This window comes from Alteripontixanthobacter muriae, from assembly GCF_013336795.1.
GTDB classification, from domain to species: domain Bacteria; phylum Pseudomonadota; class Alphaproteobacteria; order Sphingomonadales; family Sphingomonadaceae; genus Pseudopontixanthobacter; species Pseudopontixanthobacter muriae.
On sequence record NZ_JAAFZT010000017.1, the window covers coordinates 13,065 to 30,648 of the forward strand.

Sequence of the window (17,584 nt, forward strand, 5' to 3'; positions counted from 1 at the left end):
CTGGGAAAAGAAGAGGAAGCGCGATGATGCACTGCCTAAATTCGTCCGCTCACGGCACGGCATCGAACCGGTCCTCGCGGCCACTACCACTTCACCGTAGAATCCCCTGATTGGGGCATGAGAGACAGATGGCACGTGATCCTATAAAAGTGATGATCTCAAGCCGATGCAACGATCCGTTCCCGGCGGGAGGCGAGCCTCTCAGCGACACTCGCAGAGCGATCAAGAAGGAGCTCGAAGCCGAAACGCTGTTCGGCGAACATCTGTTTGAGGTCTGGATCAACGAGGACGCTCCACCTGCCGACACATCGCAAGACTCCCTGGATGTATGTCTCGAATCCGTCGACAAGGCTGACATCGTACTGGTGCTTGCGAACGGCAATGCGGGCTGGGCTCCCGATAAGGCGGACATCGGGATCTGCCACGCGGAACTGCTCCGAGCTCACAGTTCGGCGCCCGGGAAGGTCCGTCTCATCTCGCTGGGCAAGATCAAGGGCGATCCGTTAGATCACGCTCAGATTTTGAGGGACCAGCGCTTCAACGAGTTCCTTTCGACCCAAAACTTCTTCCGGGGCGGGTCGGTCAAAACGCTTAAACAAGCCACGACTCGAGTTCGCGAAGCGGTCGTCGACGCTGTGAAGTCGCTTGCCCATCTTGGCGTACGCGAAGTCCGGAAGGGCAAGTATCACACTGGAGACGCGCTGGCATGGAGCAAGCTCGACTTCTTCGCCCGGCGAAGGGCGATCGTGGTGAAGTTACAGGAGGCTCTGGAGGATCGCGGCGGTTTGTCGGCGGGAAACGACCTGCTGACGCTTCCGATCGAGGGAAAGGAAGTTCTTCTCAGGCTCGACGCGGTCCCCGCAGCACTTTCGAACCCCGCCGCGAGAGAACTGGTGGGGCGCCCTTTCCTCAACGACTTCCTTCTCGTCGACGAGCTCAAGGCGGCAATAGGACCGGTCCACATCATTGGATGCCAGAAAGGCGCGACGGAAATCCAGGCCCAGAACGTTCTCGGTTTTCCGGATGCGACGATCGTTCCGACGCCCTTCGGCGTCTACGTCGCGGATCCGATCCAAAAGGTGCAGTTCGTCTTCCTAAAGGACTGCCGGGACCCTTCCTCCACGCGCTTTGCCGCGCAACGTCTTTTCGACTGGCTCGCGCAAACGGGAGAGAGCGTCGCGCTGGTGGAAAGGGCGGATTCCAGAGCCCGTATCGTGAACGTGCTGGCTGAAGAGAACAAATAGCGATGTGGAAAGTTTTCCGCCCGGTTTCGGGTGAATGTTCAGAAGCTTTGGGTGGCCTATCCGGTGCCGCCGCAGGTCTGGCGCCATTTGTTGACGGACTTGCGCCCGGAAACTTAGGTGTGGTGCGAAGGTGGCACAGACGAATGACCGCTTTTAGGATTGAAGCCGGGAGCAGCTAGCGGCTGAAGTGAGGGCGCGAAGCAGACGTGGCGCAGCTTAGCGGCGACGCAGCAGTCTCTCCAGCAGCCGAGGCTCCTGCATTGGCTGTACCCGTCCATACCGCGAAAGCCGCTCGGATGGATGCATGGCTCCTTTCGAGGACAACCCATCCGATCCGGAACTGTGGAACCTGAGCCTGGACATCGCTGTCGTTTACACCGCCTGTTTTACCCGGCCCGAATCCCGGAAGCGATTTTGCGGAAAAATTGATCGATAGCCTGGTAGATGATGCTTCTCTGCCACAGGTGAATTCTCCGTATGGATTGGCCCCGCTAGTCTGAACCCACACTTCCTGAAGCAGAGCCAGAAAAGCTCAGTCTGGACTTCCTGCCGACGAACGACCTCAATGGCGCCATGGAAGATGACCTGCATCGACGCGAGCTCATCCAGCAGCTTCTGCTGGAGGCCGGCCGCATCATGGAAGACGGCTCGCCCGATCTCGCGCTCGCAGCTCCCGATGATCGCCAGGCGCTCCTGTCGCGCATCGATCAGCTTACCCGCGACGGCCGAGCAATCGTGGCTCTCGCAGCTGCCGCTGCGGCGCTGGCGGAACAGCCTGGCAGCTGACACGGGCCGTGCTGGTCCTTTAGTGATGGGATTGCACATCCCATTCGACTTCCCTCCCGAACGAAGCATTGCTGTCATCACTGGATCGCAGCCGATGTAACCGGCTGCCGCCCCGACGATGCGCTCGATCGGGGCTCCAGGTGGTGGGACCGGCACGATGCCGCTCCAGCGAAGGAGAACCACCATGACGAAGCAGAAGAGTGAGCAGCCGAAGGGCGAGACCAAAATTGGTAAGGTGCTCGCGCTGCTGAAGCGCAAGCAGGGCGCCACGCTAGACGAGATGATGGAAACGACGGACTGGCAGAAGCACACCACCCGCGCTGCGCTCAGCGGCCTCAAGAAGAAGGGGCACGCGGTCGAGCGCGAGATGCGCGGCGATGCATCCTGCTACCGCATCACGGCGAGCGCCTGATCATGGCGAACCTCGACCAGCAGCTCGAGGAGCTGCAGACAATGAAGAAGGACGACCTGAAGGACCGGTGGGCAAGGCTCACCGGTCGCCCGGTCCCGAAGGTGAGCGAGAAGATGCTTCGGCTGGCGCTTGCCTATGAACTGCAGGCAGAGGCGCTCGGCGGCCTCTCGCGCAAGACCAGACAGCGCCTCGACCAGGTTGCCGCAGGCAAGAGTGAGACGAAGGAACTGCGCCCCGGCATGCGGCTCGCCCGCGAGTTTGCCGGGAGCGTGCACATGGTCACCATCGGTGACGAAGGCGAGATCGTCTGGAACGGCAAGAAGTGGAACAGCCTCAGCGAAGTAGCCCGCGCGATCACCGGCACGCGCTGGTCAGGTCCAGCCTTCTTCGGCCTTCGTGAGAAGAGGAAAGCGGCATGAAGAAGGTCCGCTGTGCGATCTATACCCGCAAGTCGAGCGAGGAAGGTCTCGAGCAGGACTTCAACTCGCTGCATGCGCAGCGCGAAGCCTGCGCTGCCTATATCCTGAGCCAGGCGTCCGAAGGCTGGTCGCTGCTGCCAGAAGAGTATGACGATGGCGGGCTTTCGGGCGGAACGCTGGAGCGCCCCGCCCTCCAGCGGCTGCTGAAGGACATAGAAGCTGGCAAAATCGATACCGTGGTCGTCTACAAGGTCGACCGGCTGAGCCGCTCACTGCTCGACTTTGCGAAGTTGGTCGAGACGATGGACAAGGCAGAGGTCAGCTTCGTCTCTGTGACCCAGTCGTTCAACACCACCAACTCGATGGGACGGCTCACGCTCAACATGCTGCTGAGCTTTGCCCAGTTCGAGCGCGAGGTCACCGCTGAACGCATCCGCGACAAGATAGCGGCATCGAAGGCCAAGGGCATGTGGATGGGTGGCAATCCGCCGCTCGGCTATGCACCGGAAGGACGAACGCTCAGGATCGTCGAGGAACATGCCGCACTGATCTGCGACATCTACCGGCGCTACATGGAACTCGGTAACGTGCGCTTGCTCAAGGAGCAGCTCGACGGCGAAGGTGTTCGAGTGCCGCTGCGGCAGACCTCCTCCGGGCGTAGCATGGGCGGAGTGCCATTCACCCGCAACCAGATCTACAGGATCCTCACGAACCCGATCTACCTTGGAGAGATCCACCACAAGGGACAGGTCTACGACGGTCAGCACGATGCAATTGTAGAGCGCGACCTGTGGGACAAGGTACAGGTGAGGCTTGAGGACAATCGGCAGGGGACGCAGCAGGCCGCAACGGTAAAGTCCTCGAGCCTGCTTGCAGGTCTGGTCTTTGATGACGCCGGTGAGCCTCTGGTTGCAAGCCATGCCTGCAAGAGCAAGGTCCGCTATCGTTACTACGTCAGCAAAGCACTCCAGCACGAGCCGGGGAGCGCGGGTAGTGGCATGCGGATACCTGCGCTGGAACTGGAGAAGACCGTAGCTGAAGGCTTGGCAGCGCAGTTCGACAATCCTCTACGACTGATGGCTCTTGCACACCTGCAGCCCCGCGCCGATGAGATGAAGCAGTTCTCCCGCGACTGCGAAAGCTTGGCCACGAAGATCCGCAAACGCGATCGGCTTCTGCTGCGCCAGTTGATCAGGCGGATCGTGATCCATCGTGTACAGATCCAAGTCCAGCTTCGCGCAGGCTCATTGGAGGAAGCCTTGAACACGCCAGCTGCACCAGATGCGCCCGAACACGTCGAACTAAGGATCGATGCAGGACTCCGTCGTACAGGGACGGTGATGCGGCTGGTACAGGCCGATGGTACGCTGGCGGGATCAGCAGAGCCGCAGGAGCACCTCGTCAGGCTAATCCATCGCGCGCGCAGCTGGTGGACGGAAATGACATCCAGTGGACTGACACCTGCAGCTTTGGCCAGGGAGCATGGCGTGACCTCTTCCTACGTCTCGCGGCTGGTCCGGTTGAACTTCCTCGCGCCTGACATCCTGGATCACATCATCTCCGGTACCCAGCCCGCCGGGCTGGATGCGAAGACCCTGCTCAACCTCCACGATCTTCCGCTCGACTGGGATGAGCAGAAAAGGATGCTCCAGATCACCTGAAAGCACAGAGTGCATTGTAAAGCGGCGGCGCTACGGCGCCGCTTCTCGTTCGCATGGTTCTGGAGCATCGCCGGAATCGAAAGTGGTACCTGCGAAATCGGCCGCGGAGAATAAGGGCCAAATCTCCTGATCTAGCTCGCCCGATAGGCTCTCCGACAGACCACCTCGGCGCTGGAATGGCGCGGAAACGCGGCATTCCTGCCAGACACAAAAATCGTTCTATATCAACGACTTATAAGTGGCGGACCGAGCGGGATTCGAACTAGTGGTACGGACCCGAAAAATAACCCACGGAAATGTGGGCAGAAAACAGCCCAACAAAGCCAAGATCGCCAGCCGGAGAAAATTGGCCTCACTTGGGAGTATGTGCGTACCGGGAGAATCTGCGTCGAAATGAGCAACTTTGACTCAGCGAGTCCTGACTTTTCCGTTTAAAATCAGAGACTTGCTGGCGGACCGAGCGGGATTCGAACTAGTGGTACGGACCCGAAAAATAACCCACGGAATTGTGGGCAGAAAACAGTCCAACAAAGCCAAGATCGCCAGCCGGAGAAAATTGGCCTCACTTGGGAGTATGTGCGTACCGGGAGAATCTACGTCGAAAAGAGCAACTTTGACTCAGCGAGTCCTGACTTTTCCTTTCAAAATCAGAGACTTGCTGGCGGAGCGGGTGGGATTCGAACCCACGATACGGGGTTACCGTATACACACTTTCCAGGCGTGCGCCTTCGACCACTCGGCCACCGCTCCGCATGCCTTTGCGAGCCGCGCCCTAGCCGGGCATCGGGGCGTTGGCAAGCGGGCTTGGCAGCGCTCTTTCTCCGGAGAGCTTTTCCAAACGGTCGGCAGATGGCAGGATGGCAGGTGATGAAACATCTGCTCACCGCTTCCGCACTCTTCATGAGCCTCGTCCACCCCACGGCGATGGCGCAAGAGGCGCCCTCTCCCGCCGCCATTGCCGCTGCGGCTCCTGCGCACGACTGGCAGCCGATCTCCGCGCAGGATTTGCTTGTCATGACGCTGGCGCCGGACCGGGACGGCCACACGCGGACCGTCACAATCCAGTTGATGCCGCCACCGTTCAGCGAACCTTGGGTGGATAACATTCGCACGCTTGCACGCGCCGGCTGGTATGACGAGGTCAGCATCAATCGCGTCCAGGACAATTACGTCGTGCAGTGGGGCGATCCCGATGGGGAAGAAGAAGCGAAGGCAAAGCCGCTTCCAGAGGGCCTGCGCCCGACCGAAGAGAGTGACTATGCCGCGGTGCCTATCGAGAACCTGGATGTGAAAATCAGGCAAGCGCTTGCGCGGGGTATTCTCAACAGGGAATCACATGATCGTGCTGAGCTCATGGAAGCCGGGCCCGAAGGGCGCATGGCGTCTTTCTGGATGCGCCAGTTTCGATCCGATCCTTACGCCTTGGCTAATCTGTTTTATCGTGGATGGCCGATTGCCATGATGTTCGGAGAGAAGGAAATCTGGCCCGTTCACTGCTATGGTATGGTTGGCGTCGGACGCGGCATGTCGCCCGATGCTGGCTCCGGTGCTGAACTCTACACGGTGATCGGCCATGCGCCGCGGCACCTCGACCGCAACATCGCACTGGTCGGCCGCGTGATCGAGGGGATCGAGCATCTTTCCAGCCTGCCACGCGGCACCGGCGATCTCGGCTTCTACGAAGACTCGGCAGAGCACGTGCCGATCAGATCCGTCCGCATCGCTGCCGATCTGCCGGAAGGCGAGAGGCCTGCATTCGAATATCTTTCCACCGAGAGCGACAGCTTCGCAAATTATGCCGACGCAAGGGCCAACAGGCGCGAACCGTTCTTCATAAAACCGGCGGGCGGCGCCGACATCTGCAACGTACCTGTCCCCGTGCGGCGAGCAGGGGCGGACTAGACCCGTTCAGCTTGGGCCACGGCATCGCTGGCGCGCAGGGCGCTGGTGATGCGGGTCAGATGCGCCAGATCCACTACCTCCAGTTCCACCTCATAGGTCTGGAACGGCGTATCGCGGGTGACCTGTTCCAGCGCCATGACATTTGCCATGTTCTTGGCGAAAATTCCGGCCATCTCGTACAAGGTGCCCGGCCGGTCATAGAGTATCACCCGCATCCGTCCCAGCGCGCCTTGCGATCGCCGGCCCCAGGACAGGTCGAGCCAGTCGGCATCGATCCCGCTGGCCAATTGCAGGCAATCGATGGTGTGGACCTCGACGCCCTCGCCCGCCTTGCGCAGGCCCACGATCCTGTCGCCCGGTACGGGATGGCAGCATTCGGCGAGACGAAACCCGACCCCTGCGGTCAGCCCCTTGATCGATATGACCCGTTCCTGCTGCGGCCAGTCCGGCTCTTCCGCAAGGTCGGCAGTGCTGCCGGGGACCAGAGCCTCCATCACTTCGCGGTCGTCCAGCTTGGCCGCGCCGATGGCATACATCAGCGCTTCCTCGTCCTCGAGGCCCAGCCGCTTGATGGCCGCGCGAGTCGCTTTCTTGCCGATGCGGGTGGGCAGGCGCGCAGCAATCTCGTCGAACAGCTTGGTCCCGATCTCCGCCACCTCAGCCCGTTCCTTCAACCGAACCGAGCGGCGGATGGCGGCACGCGCCTTGCCGGTCACGACGAACCCCAGCCATGAAAGCTGGGGGTGAGCATCGCCGCCCTTGATGATCTCGACCACGTCGCCATTGTTCAATGGTGTGCGCAGCGGCATGTGCCGCCCGTTGATCTTGGCGCCGACGGTATGTGCGCCAAGGTCGGTATGGACGGCAAAGGCGAAGTCCACCGGCGTAGCGCCCTTGGGCAGAGGGAACAGCCCCCCCTTGGGCGTGAAGGCGAAGATGCGATCCTGATAGATCGCCATGCGCGTGTGTTCGAGAAGTTCCTCCGCATCGTGGCTGGCATCCACGATCTCGATCAGATCGCGCAGCCATCCAACCTGCCCGTCGGGGCGGTCGCCCTGCTTGTAAGCCCAGTGCGCCGCCAGACCGAATTCGTTGAGGCGGTGCATTTCCTTCGTGCGGATCTGCACCTCCACCCGCATCGAATTTTCATACATCAGCGCCGTGTGCAGGCTGCGATAGCCGTTGTTCTTGGGCGTGGAGATATAGTCCTTGAAGCGGCCCGGGATGAACTGCCACGTCTTGTGCAGGACACCCATCGCCCGGTAGCAATCAATCTCGTCCTCGCACAAAATGCGGAACGCCATGATGTCGCTGACCTGGTCGAAGCTGACATGCCGTTCGGCCATCTTGCGCCAGATGGAATAGGTCTGCTTCTCACGCCCCGCAACCTCGACCTTCAGCCCGGCTTCGCTCAGCGCCTGCTTCACCGCGAGCGCGATGGCATCGACCTGACCACCGTCCTGGTTGCGGATCTGCTCCAGCCTGCCGGTAATGGTGGCATAGGCCTCCGGCTCCAGCTGTTCGAATGCCAGCGCCTGCATCTCGCGCATATATTCATACATACCGACGCGTTCGGCCAGCGGCGCATAGATTTCCATGGTCTCGCGGGCGATGCGCTGGCGCTTTTCCGGCTTCTTGATGAAATGCAGCGTGCGCATGTTGTGCAGCCGGTCGGCCAGCTTGACCAGCAGCACGCGGATGTCCTCGCTCATGGCAAGGAGGAACTTGCGCAGATTCTCCGCCGCCCGTTCGTCCTCGGGCATGGCGTCGATCTTCGACAGCTTGGTCACGCCATCGACCAGCCTTGCAACTTCCGGCCCGAAGTTCAGCTCCACATCCTCGATCGTGGCGAGCGTATCCTCCACCGTATCGTGGAGGAGCGCCGTGATGATCGTTTCCTGATCCAGCTTCAGATCGGTCATCAACCCCGCCACTTCGACCGGGTGGCTGAAATAAGGGTCGCCGCTGGCGCGCTTCTGGCTACCGTGCTTCTGCACCGTGTAGACGTAAGCCCGATTCAGCAGAGCTTCGTCCGCATCCGGGTCGTATTCCTTGACCTTTTCGACAAGTTCGTACTGGCGCAGCATCACTGCTGAATGTGCGCATTGCAGGCCGCAGGGCAAGCGCTAATGCGCCCTGCCCTGCGATTTAGCGCAGCGAACTTCCGCTCTCAGCTCCTCGGCTGTAACAATGCGTCGACCGTTCCGGTCGTCACGGAATGGTAGCCGGGACGGGTTTCGGCATAGATCCGCCGGGCGATGGTCCGGCCCCATTCGCCCTGCTCCATCAGCGTTTCGAACAGGGGCGCGACGAATTTGCGCCGCCCGACCTGCGCGAGGAAGCGCTCCGCAAAAGGCACCGCGGGTTCGTAACGATTGGCAAGCGCCAGATCGAGCCAGAGGAACAATTCCTCATTGTTGCCCGACGCAGACAGGTCCAGCGCCGAATCCAGCGCAGGGAGTTGCACCGCATCAAGATCGCGGGGGATTTCAGCAAGGAAGCGCTGCCTTTCGGCGGACGACCAGCTGGCCCATGCGTCGCGATCGAGGCGGCGATCCGCCGTGTAGCCACGCGCCGCTGCATCCACTTCGGCGAAGGCTGCAGGATCGGGCCGCGCAACATTATCGGGCAGGCCGGGTTCATAGATCCATTCGGCCAGTTGCAGCCGCTGCGCCTCGGCCTCGTCGCGGACGAGATTGCGGCGCATATCCTCCAGCAGCATGGCGGATGTGGCGGGCTGAAAGGCATGATTGTCGAACCATTGCCGCAGCCAGGCATCGAAGCGTTCACGGCCGACGATGCTCTCCACCGTTCGCAGGAAATAGGCACCCTTATCATAGACGATGGCGCTGCCTACTGGGTCGGCGTTCACCGGCTGGTGCAGAGCAGTTCCGGGTGCTTCCATCCCGACCTCGGCCAGCGTGTTCTCGATCGCGGCGAAGCTGAGGGCAGCTTCCTGATCGGCACGTTCCTTGCCGTAGATCTGCTCGACGATGCGGTTCTCGAAGTAGGAGGTCACGCCCTCGTTCAGCCAGCTGTCGGTCCAATTGGCGTTAGTGACCAGATTGCCCGACCAGCTATGAGCCAACTCATGCGCGACGAGGCCGGTAAGGCTGCGGTCCCCGGCAATGAAGGTCGGCGTCAGGAAAGTCATGACCGGGTTCTCCATGCCGCCATAGGGGAAGCTGGGGGGCAGGACGATCATGTCGTAGCGGCCCCAGCGATAGGGGCCGTACAGATCCTCTGCGGCGGCGACCATGCGTTCGGTATCGGCGAGTTCATAGGCAGCGCGGTCGATGACGACAGGCTCGGCCCAGACGCCGGTGCGCGGGCCGAGGGCGCGAAACTCGATATCGCCCGCCGCAATCGCGATTAGATAGGGCGCCACCGGCTTGTCCATCGCTAAGGTGAAGATACGCCTGTTCCCCGGCGCGTCCACGGGTTCGCCGCCGCTGAGGCCGGACATCACCACGTTCAGCGGTTCGGGGGCACTCACCCGCGCTTCCCAGGTCTGGCGGATGCTGGGGCTGTCCTGCGTCGGGATCCAGGTGCGATTCAGCGTCGGCTGCCCCTGGCTGAGCAGGAAGGGATGTTCGCCCCCGGCGGTCTGTTCGGGCGAAAGCCATTGCAAGGCGCCTGCATCCATCGCCGCATCGTAGCGGATGGCGATCTGGCGCGCGTCACCGATTGCGATGGTGATAGGTTCGCCCATGCCGTCGACCCGTTCGCCCACAGTGAAGGGCAGCGCGTTTCCTGCATTGTCGGTAACGGAAGCAATCCGCAAGCCGTCGCTGTCGAGGATGATCTCATCCGCGCCGGGTCGCGCCGCGATGTCGAGAACGGCCGTGCCGCCCACATTGCGATTCGCAAAATCGAGATCGAGGTCGAGATTGACATGCGTCACCCGCGCGATCTGCGGCTGCGCGAAAGTCAGTTCGTCCACGGCATCCGCACTGGTCAGAATAGGCGCGACCATCGCCTCACCCATGGCTGCCGTCTGCATCGCGTTCTGCGATCCGGCAGGCACGGTGGTGCAGGCGGCGGTGGCAAGAAGTATCGTGAGGACAGCAGCAGTGGAACGGTGGGCGGAACGCATGAAATTCTCCGGAGAAAGTAATCTGCCCGGCATAGAGGCAACAATATGAAGTCGCGCTGAAGCTCAGTTCCAGACAGCGTGCGGTGGCAGGCTCATGAGAATGGCGTCGATATTGCCGCCGGTCTTGAGGCCGAAAAGGGTGCCGCGGTCATAGACGAGGTTGAATTCGGCATAGCGGCCCCGCCATTCCAGCTGGCGCTGGCGGTCCACTTCGTCAAAATCGCTGTCCATGCGCCGCCTGACGATGCGCGGGAAGACGGCAAGGAAAGCCTCACCTACATCGCGAGTGAAAGCGAAGTGCCTTTCGAAAGCGGCATCGTCCTCGCATTCGAGATGATCGTAGAAAATGCCGCCCACCCCGCGATGGCACTCGCGGTGGGGGATGTAGAAATATTCGTCCGCCCATTTGCTGAACCGGTCGTACCAGGTGGGATTATGCGCTGCACAGGCCGCGCGGAAGGCGGCGTGGAACTCCGCCGTGTCGTCCTCATATGGGATCGGTGGATTAAGATCCGCTCCGCCCCCGAACCAGGCCTTGCCGGTGGTCAGGTAACGCGTGTTCATGTGCACCGCCGGGACGCGTGGATTGGCCATGTGCGCGACCAGGCTGATGCCGGTGGCGGTGAAAGCGGGGTTCTCGGCACTGGCGCCGTTCACGCTGGCGGCGAATTTAGGCGCGAAATTGCCGTGTACGGTCGAGACATTCACGCCGACCTTCTCGAAAACCTTGCCCTTCATCACGCCCCGCACACCGCCGCCAGGAGCCGGATTGCCCTCCTCCTCCCGGTGCCATTCGGCAAAGTCGAAGCGCGCGTCGCTGCCCTGCTCCTGCTCGATCGTCTCGAAGGATGTGCAGATACGGGTCCGCAGATCCTCGAACCAGGCGCGGGCCTGTGCCGTGCGGGTGTCGGTTGCCGGATCGGCGGAGGCGCCGGATGATGGGGTGTCGCGTTGCATCATGCTTTTGGCTTGCCACCGGATTGGCCTTGCGGCAAGTGGGCCCAATGGTTCCCCTTTCGTTCGCCAATCAGGAATTCCTCCTCACCACGGGCCGGGCGGTCTTCTGGCCGCGAGAGAACGCGCTTCTGGTAGCGGATCTGCATCTGGAGAAGGCCAGCTTCTTTGCGCGGTATGGGCAGATGTTGCCGCCGTATGACAGCCGCGAAACGCTGGAGAGGGTCGCACTGGCGATCCGCGAAACCGGCGCAAGGCGGGTCTATACTCTTGGCGACAATTTCCACGATGCGGGCGGTGCAGACAGGCTGGAACCGCACGCCGCCGGCATGCTGGCCGCGCTGACGCGGATCGTCGACTGGGTCTGGATTACCGGCAATCACGACGAAGATGCGGAAGGCAAGGCCCCGGAAGTGAAGGCGGGCGGCACCATGGCAGATGAACTACTGATCGATGGTGTGGTTCTTCGCCACCGTGCGCTGAAAGGCGAATCGCGTCCCGAGCTTTCCGGACATTATCACCCGCGGCTTGAAGTCTCGGTTCGCCGGCGCAGGATAAGGCGGGCCTGCACGGTCGTCAGCCGTGACGCCAATGGTTCGGGGCGGATGATCCTGCCCGCTTTCGGCGTGCTGACCGGCGGGATGGATGCCGCCGATCCCGCCATTCTGCAGGCGATGCAGCCTGCTTCGCAGATCGATGCGGTACTGCCTGCAGCAGGGCGGCTGGTGCAGTTTCCCCTGTGGCGGTCCGCTGCCTGACGGCAATGCCGGCGTTCTGCAACTGAGCACTGGCGCAACGGAGCAATGCTCCCTATATCGGCGGCTTACAATTCGGCAATTTCAGGAGACTGCCCCATAGCCCGTCCACCCCGGCGCACCATGCAACCGCCCATCAAGAGCGGCCCGCGCTACGACAACATGATCCAGTCCGACAAGGTCCGCGTCATCGATGAAACCGGCGAGAACGTCGGCGTGATGTACACCCGCGAGGCGATCGAACAGGCGGCCGGAGTCGGCCTGAACCTGGTCGAGGTATCGCCCAATGCCGATCCGCCGGTCTGCAAGTTTCTCGATGTCGGCAAGCACCGCTTCGAAGCGCAGAAAAAGGCCAATGCCGCGCGTAAGTCGCAGAAGACCCAGGACATCAAAGAGGTCAAGATGCGCCCCAACATCGACACGCATGATTATGACGTGAAGATGCGGAACGTGCACAAGTTCATCGACAATGGCGACAAGGTGAAGGTCACCCTGCGTTTCCGTGGCCGCGAGATGGCGCACCAGAATTTGGGCATGGATCTGTTGAAGCGGGTGCAGGACGACACGTCGGAAACGGCGAAGGTCGAGGCATTTCCCCGGCTCGAGGGCCGTCAGATGCTAATGGTGCTCTCACCCAAGTGAATTTTTCGGGACTGCATCGTGGTTGCCACAATGGCGATCATGATGCCCGCCTGACCTCGCTGCATACAAAATGGCGCTGCATACAAAAAGGGCGCGCCGCAATGGCGCGCCCTTTGATCGTGAGGCGTAATGTTCAAACGCTGATGAAATTATCGTCGTCATCACTTTCTGCGATCAGATAAGTGATGCCGACCAGAACCAGGCCGAACAGAATGGGGATTGCTGCCGAATTGCCGGCCAGTTCGTTTTCGGCCGTAATCGGTGCGGCATCGCGCTGAACGGTTTGTGCGACTGCCGGGCTGGCAGCCAGCGACAGTGCGGCCATGGGCGCAAGTATGTTCCGTATCTTCATGCAAATATCCTTCTGCGATCGAATGTAATGGGATAACGGCATGGGAGTTTGTCTGTTCCGAACCTGTCGCGATGCGTCGCATCACAGCCTCGCGCTGTCGTATTCCACCAGTTTCATCACGCGTGATTCATCCCGGCGGTTGAAAACCTGCCCGTTCGGAATTAATCGCAAAATCAGTTCAGCGCGTGGCGAAGATGCGTTCCTGCGGAGGTTAGGAACCCTGGTCGCCCCTAGCTATCCACCCCCGCCTTCCTGGGGGAATATGATGCAAGGAAGCCTCCGACATGACAGATGCTGTCGATGCCGCCGAAACCCCGACGCCGCGCCGTAAACCCAAGCCGGAAATCACCACGATCGCGGGGCGCGAGGTCAAGCCCAGTACATTGATGATGGGGCATGGTTACGACCCCGCCCTGTCTGAAGGGTCGCTGAAGGCACCGATCTTCCTCACCTCCACCTTCGCATTCGAAAGTGCTGCTGCCGGCAAGCGGCATTTCGAAGGGATCACCGGCCAGCGGCCCGGCGGCGCCGAGGGCCTCGTTTATTCGCGGTTCAACGGTCCGAATCAGGAAATTCTGGAAGATCGCCTCGCCATCTGGGACGGCGCGGAAGACGCGCTGTGCTTTTCCAGCGGCATGACCGCGATTTGCGTGCTGATGCTGGCCTTTTGTTCGGCTGGCGATGTAATCGTCCATTCCGGCCCGCTTTATGCCGCCAGCGAAGGCTTCGTCGCCAAGGTCTTGAGCAAATTCGGCGTGACCTATGTCGATTTTCCCGCCGGCGCCACGCGCGAGGAACTGGACGCAGTGCTGGCGAAAGCGGGCAAGCAGGCGGCTGATCAGGGCGGCAAGGTCGCGATGATCTACCTCGAGAGCCCCGGTAATCCGACCAACGCTCTTGTCGATGTCGAAGCCGTGAGGGATGCGCGCGATGCAGCATTCGGTACCGGCGACAACATGGTGCCTATCGCGATCGACAATACCTTCCTCGGCCCGCTGTGGCAGCGTCCGCTGGATCAGGGGGCGGACATCGTCGTCTATTCGCTGACCAAATATGTCGGCGGCCATTCCGATCTGGTCGCAGGCAGCATCGGCGGCGCGAAGAAGTGGATGGACCCGGTGCGCGCGTTGCGCAACACGATGGGCGGGATTTGCGACCCGAACACCGCCTGGATGTTGCTCCGCAGCCTGGAGACCGTCGAACTGCGCATGCAGCGAGCCGGAGAGAACGCCGCAAAGGTGTGCGATTTCCTTCAAAACCACGCCCAGGTCGATGGCCTCGGGTACCTCGGCATGATCCAGGACGAGCGGCAACAGGACATCTACGATCGCCACTGCCTGGGTGCCGGATCGACATTCTCGCTGTTCCTCAAAGGAGGCGAGGACGCCTGCTTCCGTTTCCTCGACAGTCTGAAGATCGCCAAACTCGCGGTCAGCCTGGGCGGAACGGAAACGCTGGCCAGCCATCCGGCCTCGATGACTCACCTGTCAGTGGCACATGGGCGGCGGCAGGAACTGGGCATTACCGATAGTCTGGTGCGTATCTCCATCGGCATCGAGGACGCCGACGATCTGATTGCCGATTTCGATCAGGCACTCGAAGCAGTCTGATCGGGCAATTCAACCAGGCAAGGAAGGGGTCTGCTGCGAAGCAGGCCCCTTTTTCATGTGCGACGAGCAGGCGCGAGATGGAGGCGCCTAGCCCTTCCACTCCCGCCGTTCCTCGGCCTGCTTCAGCACCTCATAGGCGACCTGGAAGGTCTGGAACTGCTTGGCCGCCTCGGCATCGCCCGGCTTCACATCGGGGTGCACCACCTTGGCCTTGTTACGCCAGGCCTTCTTTACGGTTTCGAAATCGGCGTCCGTTTCCAGTTCGAGCACCTTTAGCGCGCGCAATTCGTCGGAACTGCGGGTCCCGTCACCCGATCCGCCCCAGCCGTAATGCTGCGCTTCGGCGTATCCGGCATTCTCGCTCTGCTCGCTCTTGGCGCGCGCTTCGGCGGCCTCCTTGTCGAGCCCTTCGAAATAGTCCCAGCCGCGATTGTATTCGGCCGCATGCTTCTGGCAGAAATACCAGCGGTCCGGGCTGTTCGGGCTTTTGGGAGCGGGGCAATCGCCCTTTTCCTCGCAATTGTGGCGGTCGCAGGTACGCACCGTCGTCGTCTCGCGGCTGGAGCCATAGCTGCGCCAGCGCGGGAAACCCCAATCGTTCGACCGACCGGCCATTAGACTATCTTCCTGGAATGCATGGCCGAACCTATAGGCACAAACGCGCTCTACCGCCACCTCCGCCTGCCGCAGCATCGCTTCGGCACGTCGGTATGCAAAAGGGGCGGAGCAATATGGATTGCTCCGCCCCTTTCAAGGTCAGTTCAGATCGAAATCAGTTCACCACAACGGTCACGGCGCGGCGGTTCTGCGCCCAGGCCTGCTCGTTGGAACCCAGTGCGACCGGGCGTTCCTTGCCATAGCTGACCGTGCGGACACGGGTTGCGGGCACGCCGAGGCTTACGAGATAATTCTTGGCCGAATTGGCACGGCGTTCGCCCAGCGCGAGGTTATAGTCGCGCGTGCCGCGTTCGTCGGCATGACCTTCCACAGTCACGGTGACATTCGGATATTGCGCCAGATAACGCGCCTGCGTCTGCAGGGCAGCGGCGTCGGCGCTGTCGATATTATAACGATCGGTATCGAAGAAGATCACGTTCTGGCCGTTAACCATCTGTTCGAAGTGGGTCTGCGTGCCGGGTCCGCTCATCCCGGCATTGGGGTCCGTCACGGGCGTGTTGCTTGCATTGGTCGGCAACGGCTGCGGCGGCAGCGACTCAGGGGGTTCCTTCTTGCACGCGCCAAGCGCCAATGCGCTGGCCGTAAGGGCGACAATTGCGAAACGGGTATTCATTCGTGCTACCTCCTGTTGTCGGTCGAAAACTCTATGGATTGCGGACCCGGTTCTAATCCAATGATCTTAGGGCAGTATCGGTCCCCACGAGGGATCGGACGCGTCCGCCGGAGTGGCCAGGCGGCGTTCATTCGTCCCGGTAAGGTCTACTTGCCACAGCGCCGTATCGCCCGATCCGCGCTCGGTCCGGAAGAATTGCACGATCCGGCCATTCGGTGCCCAGGTAGGCGCTTCGTCTTGCCAGCTGTTAGTCAGGTAGCGGATGTTCTTGCCGTCGGGGTTCATCACCGCGATGCGGAAATTGCCGCCAATATGGGTGAAGGCGATCTGGTCGCCGCGCGGGCTCCATTCAGGCGTCGCCGCGCGTCCGCCGAAGAAGCTGAGGCGGCGCTGGCCCGAACCGTCGGCATTCATGACGTAGATCTGCTGGCTGCCCGACCGGTCGCTTTCGAACACGATGCGGCTGCCGTCGGGCGAATAGGACCCGCCGATGTCGATGCCCGGCGTGTCGGTCAGGCGGGTGCTGGTGCCACCCGTCGCCGGCACGCGATAGATATCGGTATTACCGTTCACCGCCATGGAATAGAGGATGTATCGCCCGTCGGGCGACCAGCGCGGCGCGAAGGTCGGATTGGCGCTTTCCGTGACCAGCGTCTGCTGCCCGGTGCCGATGTCATAGACATAGATGCGCGGATTGCCGTCGACATAGCTGAGATAGGTAAGCTGGCGGTAATCCGGCGAATAGCGCGGCGTCAGCGCGGTGGAACGGCCCGTAGTGATGAAGCGGTGATTAGCTCCGTCGCTATCCATGATGGCGAGGCGCTTTGTGCGATTATCCTTAGGGCCGGTCTCGGCGATATAGGCGATGCGGCTGTCGAAGAACGGATCTTCTCCCGACAAGCGGCCATAGACCAGATCGGCGCATTTATGCGCAGCGCGGCGCCAGTCACCGGGCTGCACCACCCATCCCGCGCGGGCCAGTTCGTCGTTCAGGGCTACATCGTACAGATAGCAGCCAACTGTCAGCCGTCCATCCGCGCCTGCCTGCACATAACCCTGGATCAGCATTTCGGCATCGCGATTGCCCCAGACAGACCACGAAGGAGCGGTAATCTGGCTGTATGAAGGCTGCGGCAAGGCATCGGGACCGACAGGTTCGAACAGGCCATTGTTGCGCAGATCATTATAGACCACCCGAGCGATTTCCTTGCCCAAGGCCGCCGTCCCGCTGGCATTCGCTGCCGTATCCACGTTGCGATCGGTTGCGAAGCCGGGAATGGCGATGCTGAGGTCCTGCCACGCCGACTCGTCGGTGACACTGCCCGAGAGCCCGGAGGTTTCTTCCTCCAGAGTTTCCACCGCGCCATCGGGCGGGGGTGCCTGACCCAGATCCTGTGCCACTGCCGGCGCGGCATAGAAGGCCGCTGCCGAAAGGAGGAGAAATGAAAGTTTCTTCATAA

At 61.4% G+C, this 17,584-nt stretch carries 16 protein-coding genes and 1 tRNA gene; 9 read left to right on the forward strand and 8 right to left on the reverse strand.

Features of this window, described 5'->3' with window-relative positions; translation table 11 throughout:
• Positions 1-128: 128 nt before the first annotated feature.
• The 5 genes from G7A66_RS05560 (at position 129) to G7A66_RS05580 (ending at position 4,522) form a co-directional block, all read left to right on the forward strand.
• A complete protein-coding gene (locus tag G7A66_RS05560; RefSeq protein WP_174294717.1) occupies positions 129-1,244 on the forward strand; it encodes a DUF4062 domain-containing protein in 1,116 nt (371 codons plus the stop codon).
• Positions 1,245-1,817: 573 nt separating this feature from the next.
• Positions 1,818-2,030, forward strand: coding sequence for a hypothetical protein (locus tag G7A66_RS05565; protein WP_174294718.1), 213 nt, complete (start codon positions 1,818-1,820; stop codon positions 2,028-2,030).
• A 184-nt stretch (positions 2,031-2,214) separates the two neighbouring features.
• Positions 2,215-2,442: a DUF3489 domain-containing protein gene (locus G7A66_RS05570; protein WP_174294719.1), complete on the forward strand. Its 228-nt coding sequence runs from the start codon at positions 2,215-2,217 to the stop codon at positions 2,440-2,442.
• 2 nt (positions 2,443-2,444) lie between these two features.
• Positions 2,445-2,861, forward strand: coding sequence for a DUF2924 domain-containing protein (locus G7A66_RS05575; RefSeq protein ID WP_174294720.1), 417 nt, complete (start codon positions 2,445-2,447; stop codon positions 2,859-2,861).
• Positions 2,858-4,522 (forward strand): recombinase family protein, encoded by a 1,665-nt coding sequence (locus tag G7A66_RS05580; RefSeq protein ID WP_174294721.1) that lies wholly within the window; start codon positions 2,858-2,860, stop codon positions 4,520-4,522. The genes G7A66_RS05575 and G7A66_RS05580 overlap by 4 nt, the downstream gene beginning before the upstream one ends.
• Before the next feature lie 659 nt (positions 4,523-5,181).
• Here the strand turns inward: G7A66_RS05580 and G7A66_RS05585 are convergent.
• Positions 5,182-5,272 (reverse strand) — tRNA-Ser (locus G7A66_RS05585).
• A 117-nt stretch (positions 5,273-5,389) separates the two neighbouring features.
• Here G7A66_RS05585 and G7A66_RS05590 point away from each other — a divergent pair.
• Complete coding sequence (locus G7A66_RS05590; protein ID WP_174294722.1) at positions 5,390-6,424, forward strand: peptidylprolyl isomerase; 1,035 nt, start codon at positions 5,390-5,392, stop codon at positions 6,422-6,424.
• On the opposite strand, the gene G7A66_RS05595 is transcribed toward G7A66_RS05590, so the two are convergent.
• From G7A66_RS05595 to hemF, 3 genes are all read right to left on the reverse strand, one after another.
• Positions 6,421-8,511 (reverse strand): RelA/SpoT family protein, encoded by a 2,091-nt coding sequence (locus G7A66_RS05595; protein ID WP_174294723.1) that lies wholly within the window; start codon positions 8,509-8,511, stop codon positions 6,421-6,423. The two genes, G7A66_RS05590 and G7A66_RS05595, sit on opposite strands and share 4 nt — an antisense overlap.
• An 83-nt stretch (positions 8,512-8,594) precedes the next feature.
• Entirely contained in the window at positions 8,595-10,520 is a 1,926-nt protein-coding gene (locus G7A66_RS05600; RefSeq protein ID WP_174294724.1) for a M1 family metallopeptidase, read from the reverse strand.
• A 63-nt stretch (positions 10,521-10,583) separates the two neighbouring features.
• The gene (gene hemF / locus G7A66_RS05605; RefSeq protein ID WP_232366682.1) at positions 10,584-11,480 is read right to left on the reverse strand and encodes an oxygen-dependent coproporphyrinogen oxidase; all 897 of its coding nucleotides are present in this window, start codon (positions 11,478-11,480) and stop codon (positions 10,584-10,586) included.
• Between the two features lie 44 nt (positions 11,481-11,524).
• On the opposite strand from hemF, the gene pdeM reads away from it, so the two are divergent.
• Both pdeM and infC read left to right on the forward strand, forming a co-directional pair.
• Positions 11,525-12,232: a ligase-associated DNA damage response endonuclease PdeM gene (pdeM, locus tag G7A66_RS05610; protein WP_174294725.1), complete on the forward strand. Its 708-nt coding sequence runs from the start codon at positions 11,525-11,527 to the stop codon at positions 12,230-12,232.
• Between the two features lie 120 nt (positions 12,233-12,352).
• A complete protein-coding gene (gene infC / locus G7A66_RS05615; protein ID WP_170003116.1) occupies positions 12,353-12,871 on the forward strand; it encodes a translation initiation factor IF-3 in 519 nt (172 codons plus the stop codon).
• 133 nt (positions 12,872-13,004) lie between these two features.
• On the opposite strand, the gene G7A66_RS05620 is transcribed toward infC, so the two are convergent.
• On the reverse strand, positions 13,005-13,223 hold the full coding sequence (locus G7A66_RS05620) for a hypothetical protein (RefSeq protein ID WP_174294726.1): 219 nt from the start codon (positions 13,221-13,223) through the stop codon (positions 13,005-13,007).
• A gap of 284 nt (positions 13,224-13,507) precedes the next feature.
• Between G7A66_RS05620 and G7A66_RS05625 the strand changes: the two genes are divergently transcribed.
• Positions 13,508-14,833, forward strand: coding sequence for a cystathionine gamma-synthase family protein (locus G7A66_RS05625; RefSeq protein WP_174294727.1), 1,326 nt, complete (start codon positions 13,508-13,510; stop codon positions 14,831-14,833).
• A gap of 87 nt (positions 14,834-14,920) precedes the next feature.
• Here the strand turns inward: G7A66_RS05625 and G7A66_RS05630 are convergent, their stop codons facing one another.
• From G7A66_RS05630 to tolB, 3 genes are all read right to left on the reverse strand, one after another.
• Positions 14,921-15,448, reverse strand: coding sequence for a J domain-containing protein (locus G7A66_RS05630; protein WP_174294728.1), 528 nt, complete (start codon positions 15,446-15,448; stop codon positions 14,921-14,923).
• Between the two features lie 157 nt (positions 15,449-15,605).
• Positions 15,606-16,124, reverse strand: a complete 519-nt coding sequence (pal, locus tag G7A66_RS05635; protein ID WP_174294729.1) for a peptidoglycan-associated lipoprotein Pal — start codon at positions 16,122-16,124, stop codon at positions 15,606-15,608.
• Between the two features lie 66 nt (positions 16,125-16,190).
• A complete protein-coding gene (gene tolB, locus G7A66_RS05640; RefSeq protein ID WP_174294730.1) occupies positions 16,191-17,582 on the reverse strand; it encodes a Tol-Pal system beta propeller repeat protein TolB in 1,392 nt (463 codons plus the stop codon).
• Between the last annotated feature and the right edge of the window lie 2 nt (positions 17,583-17,584).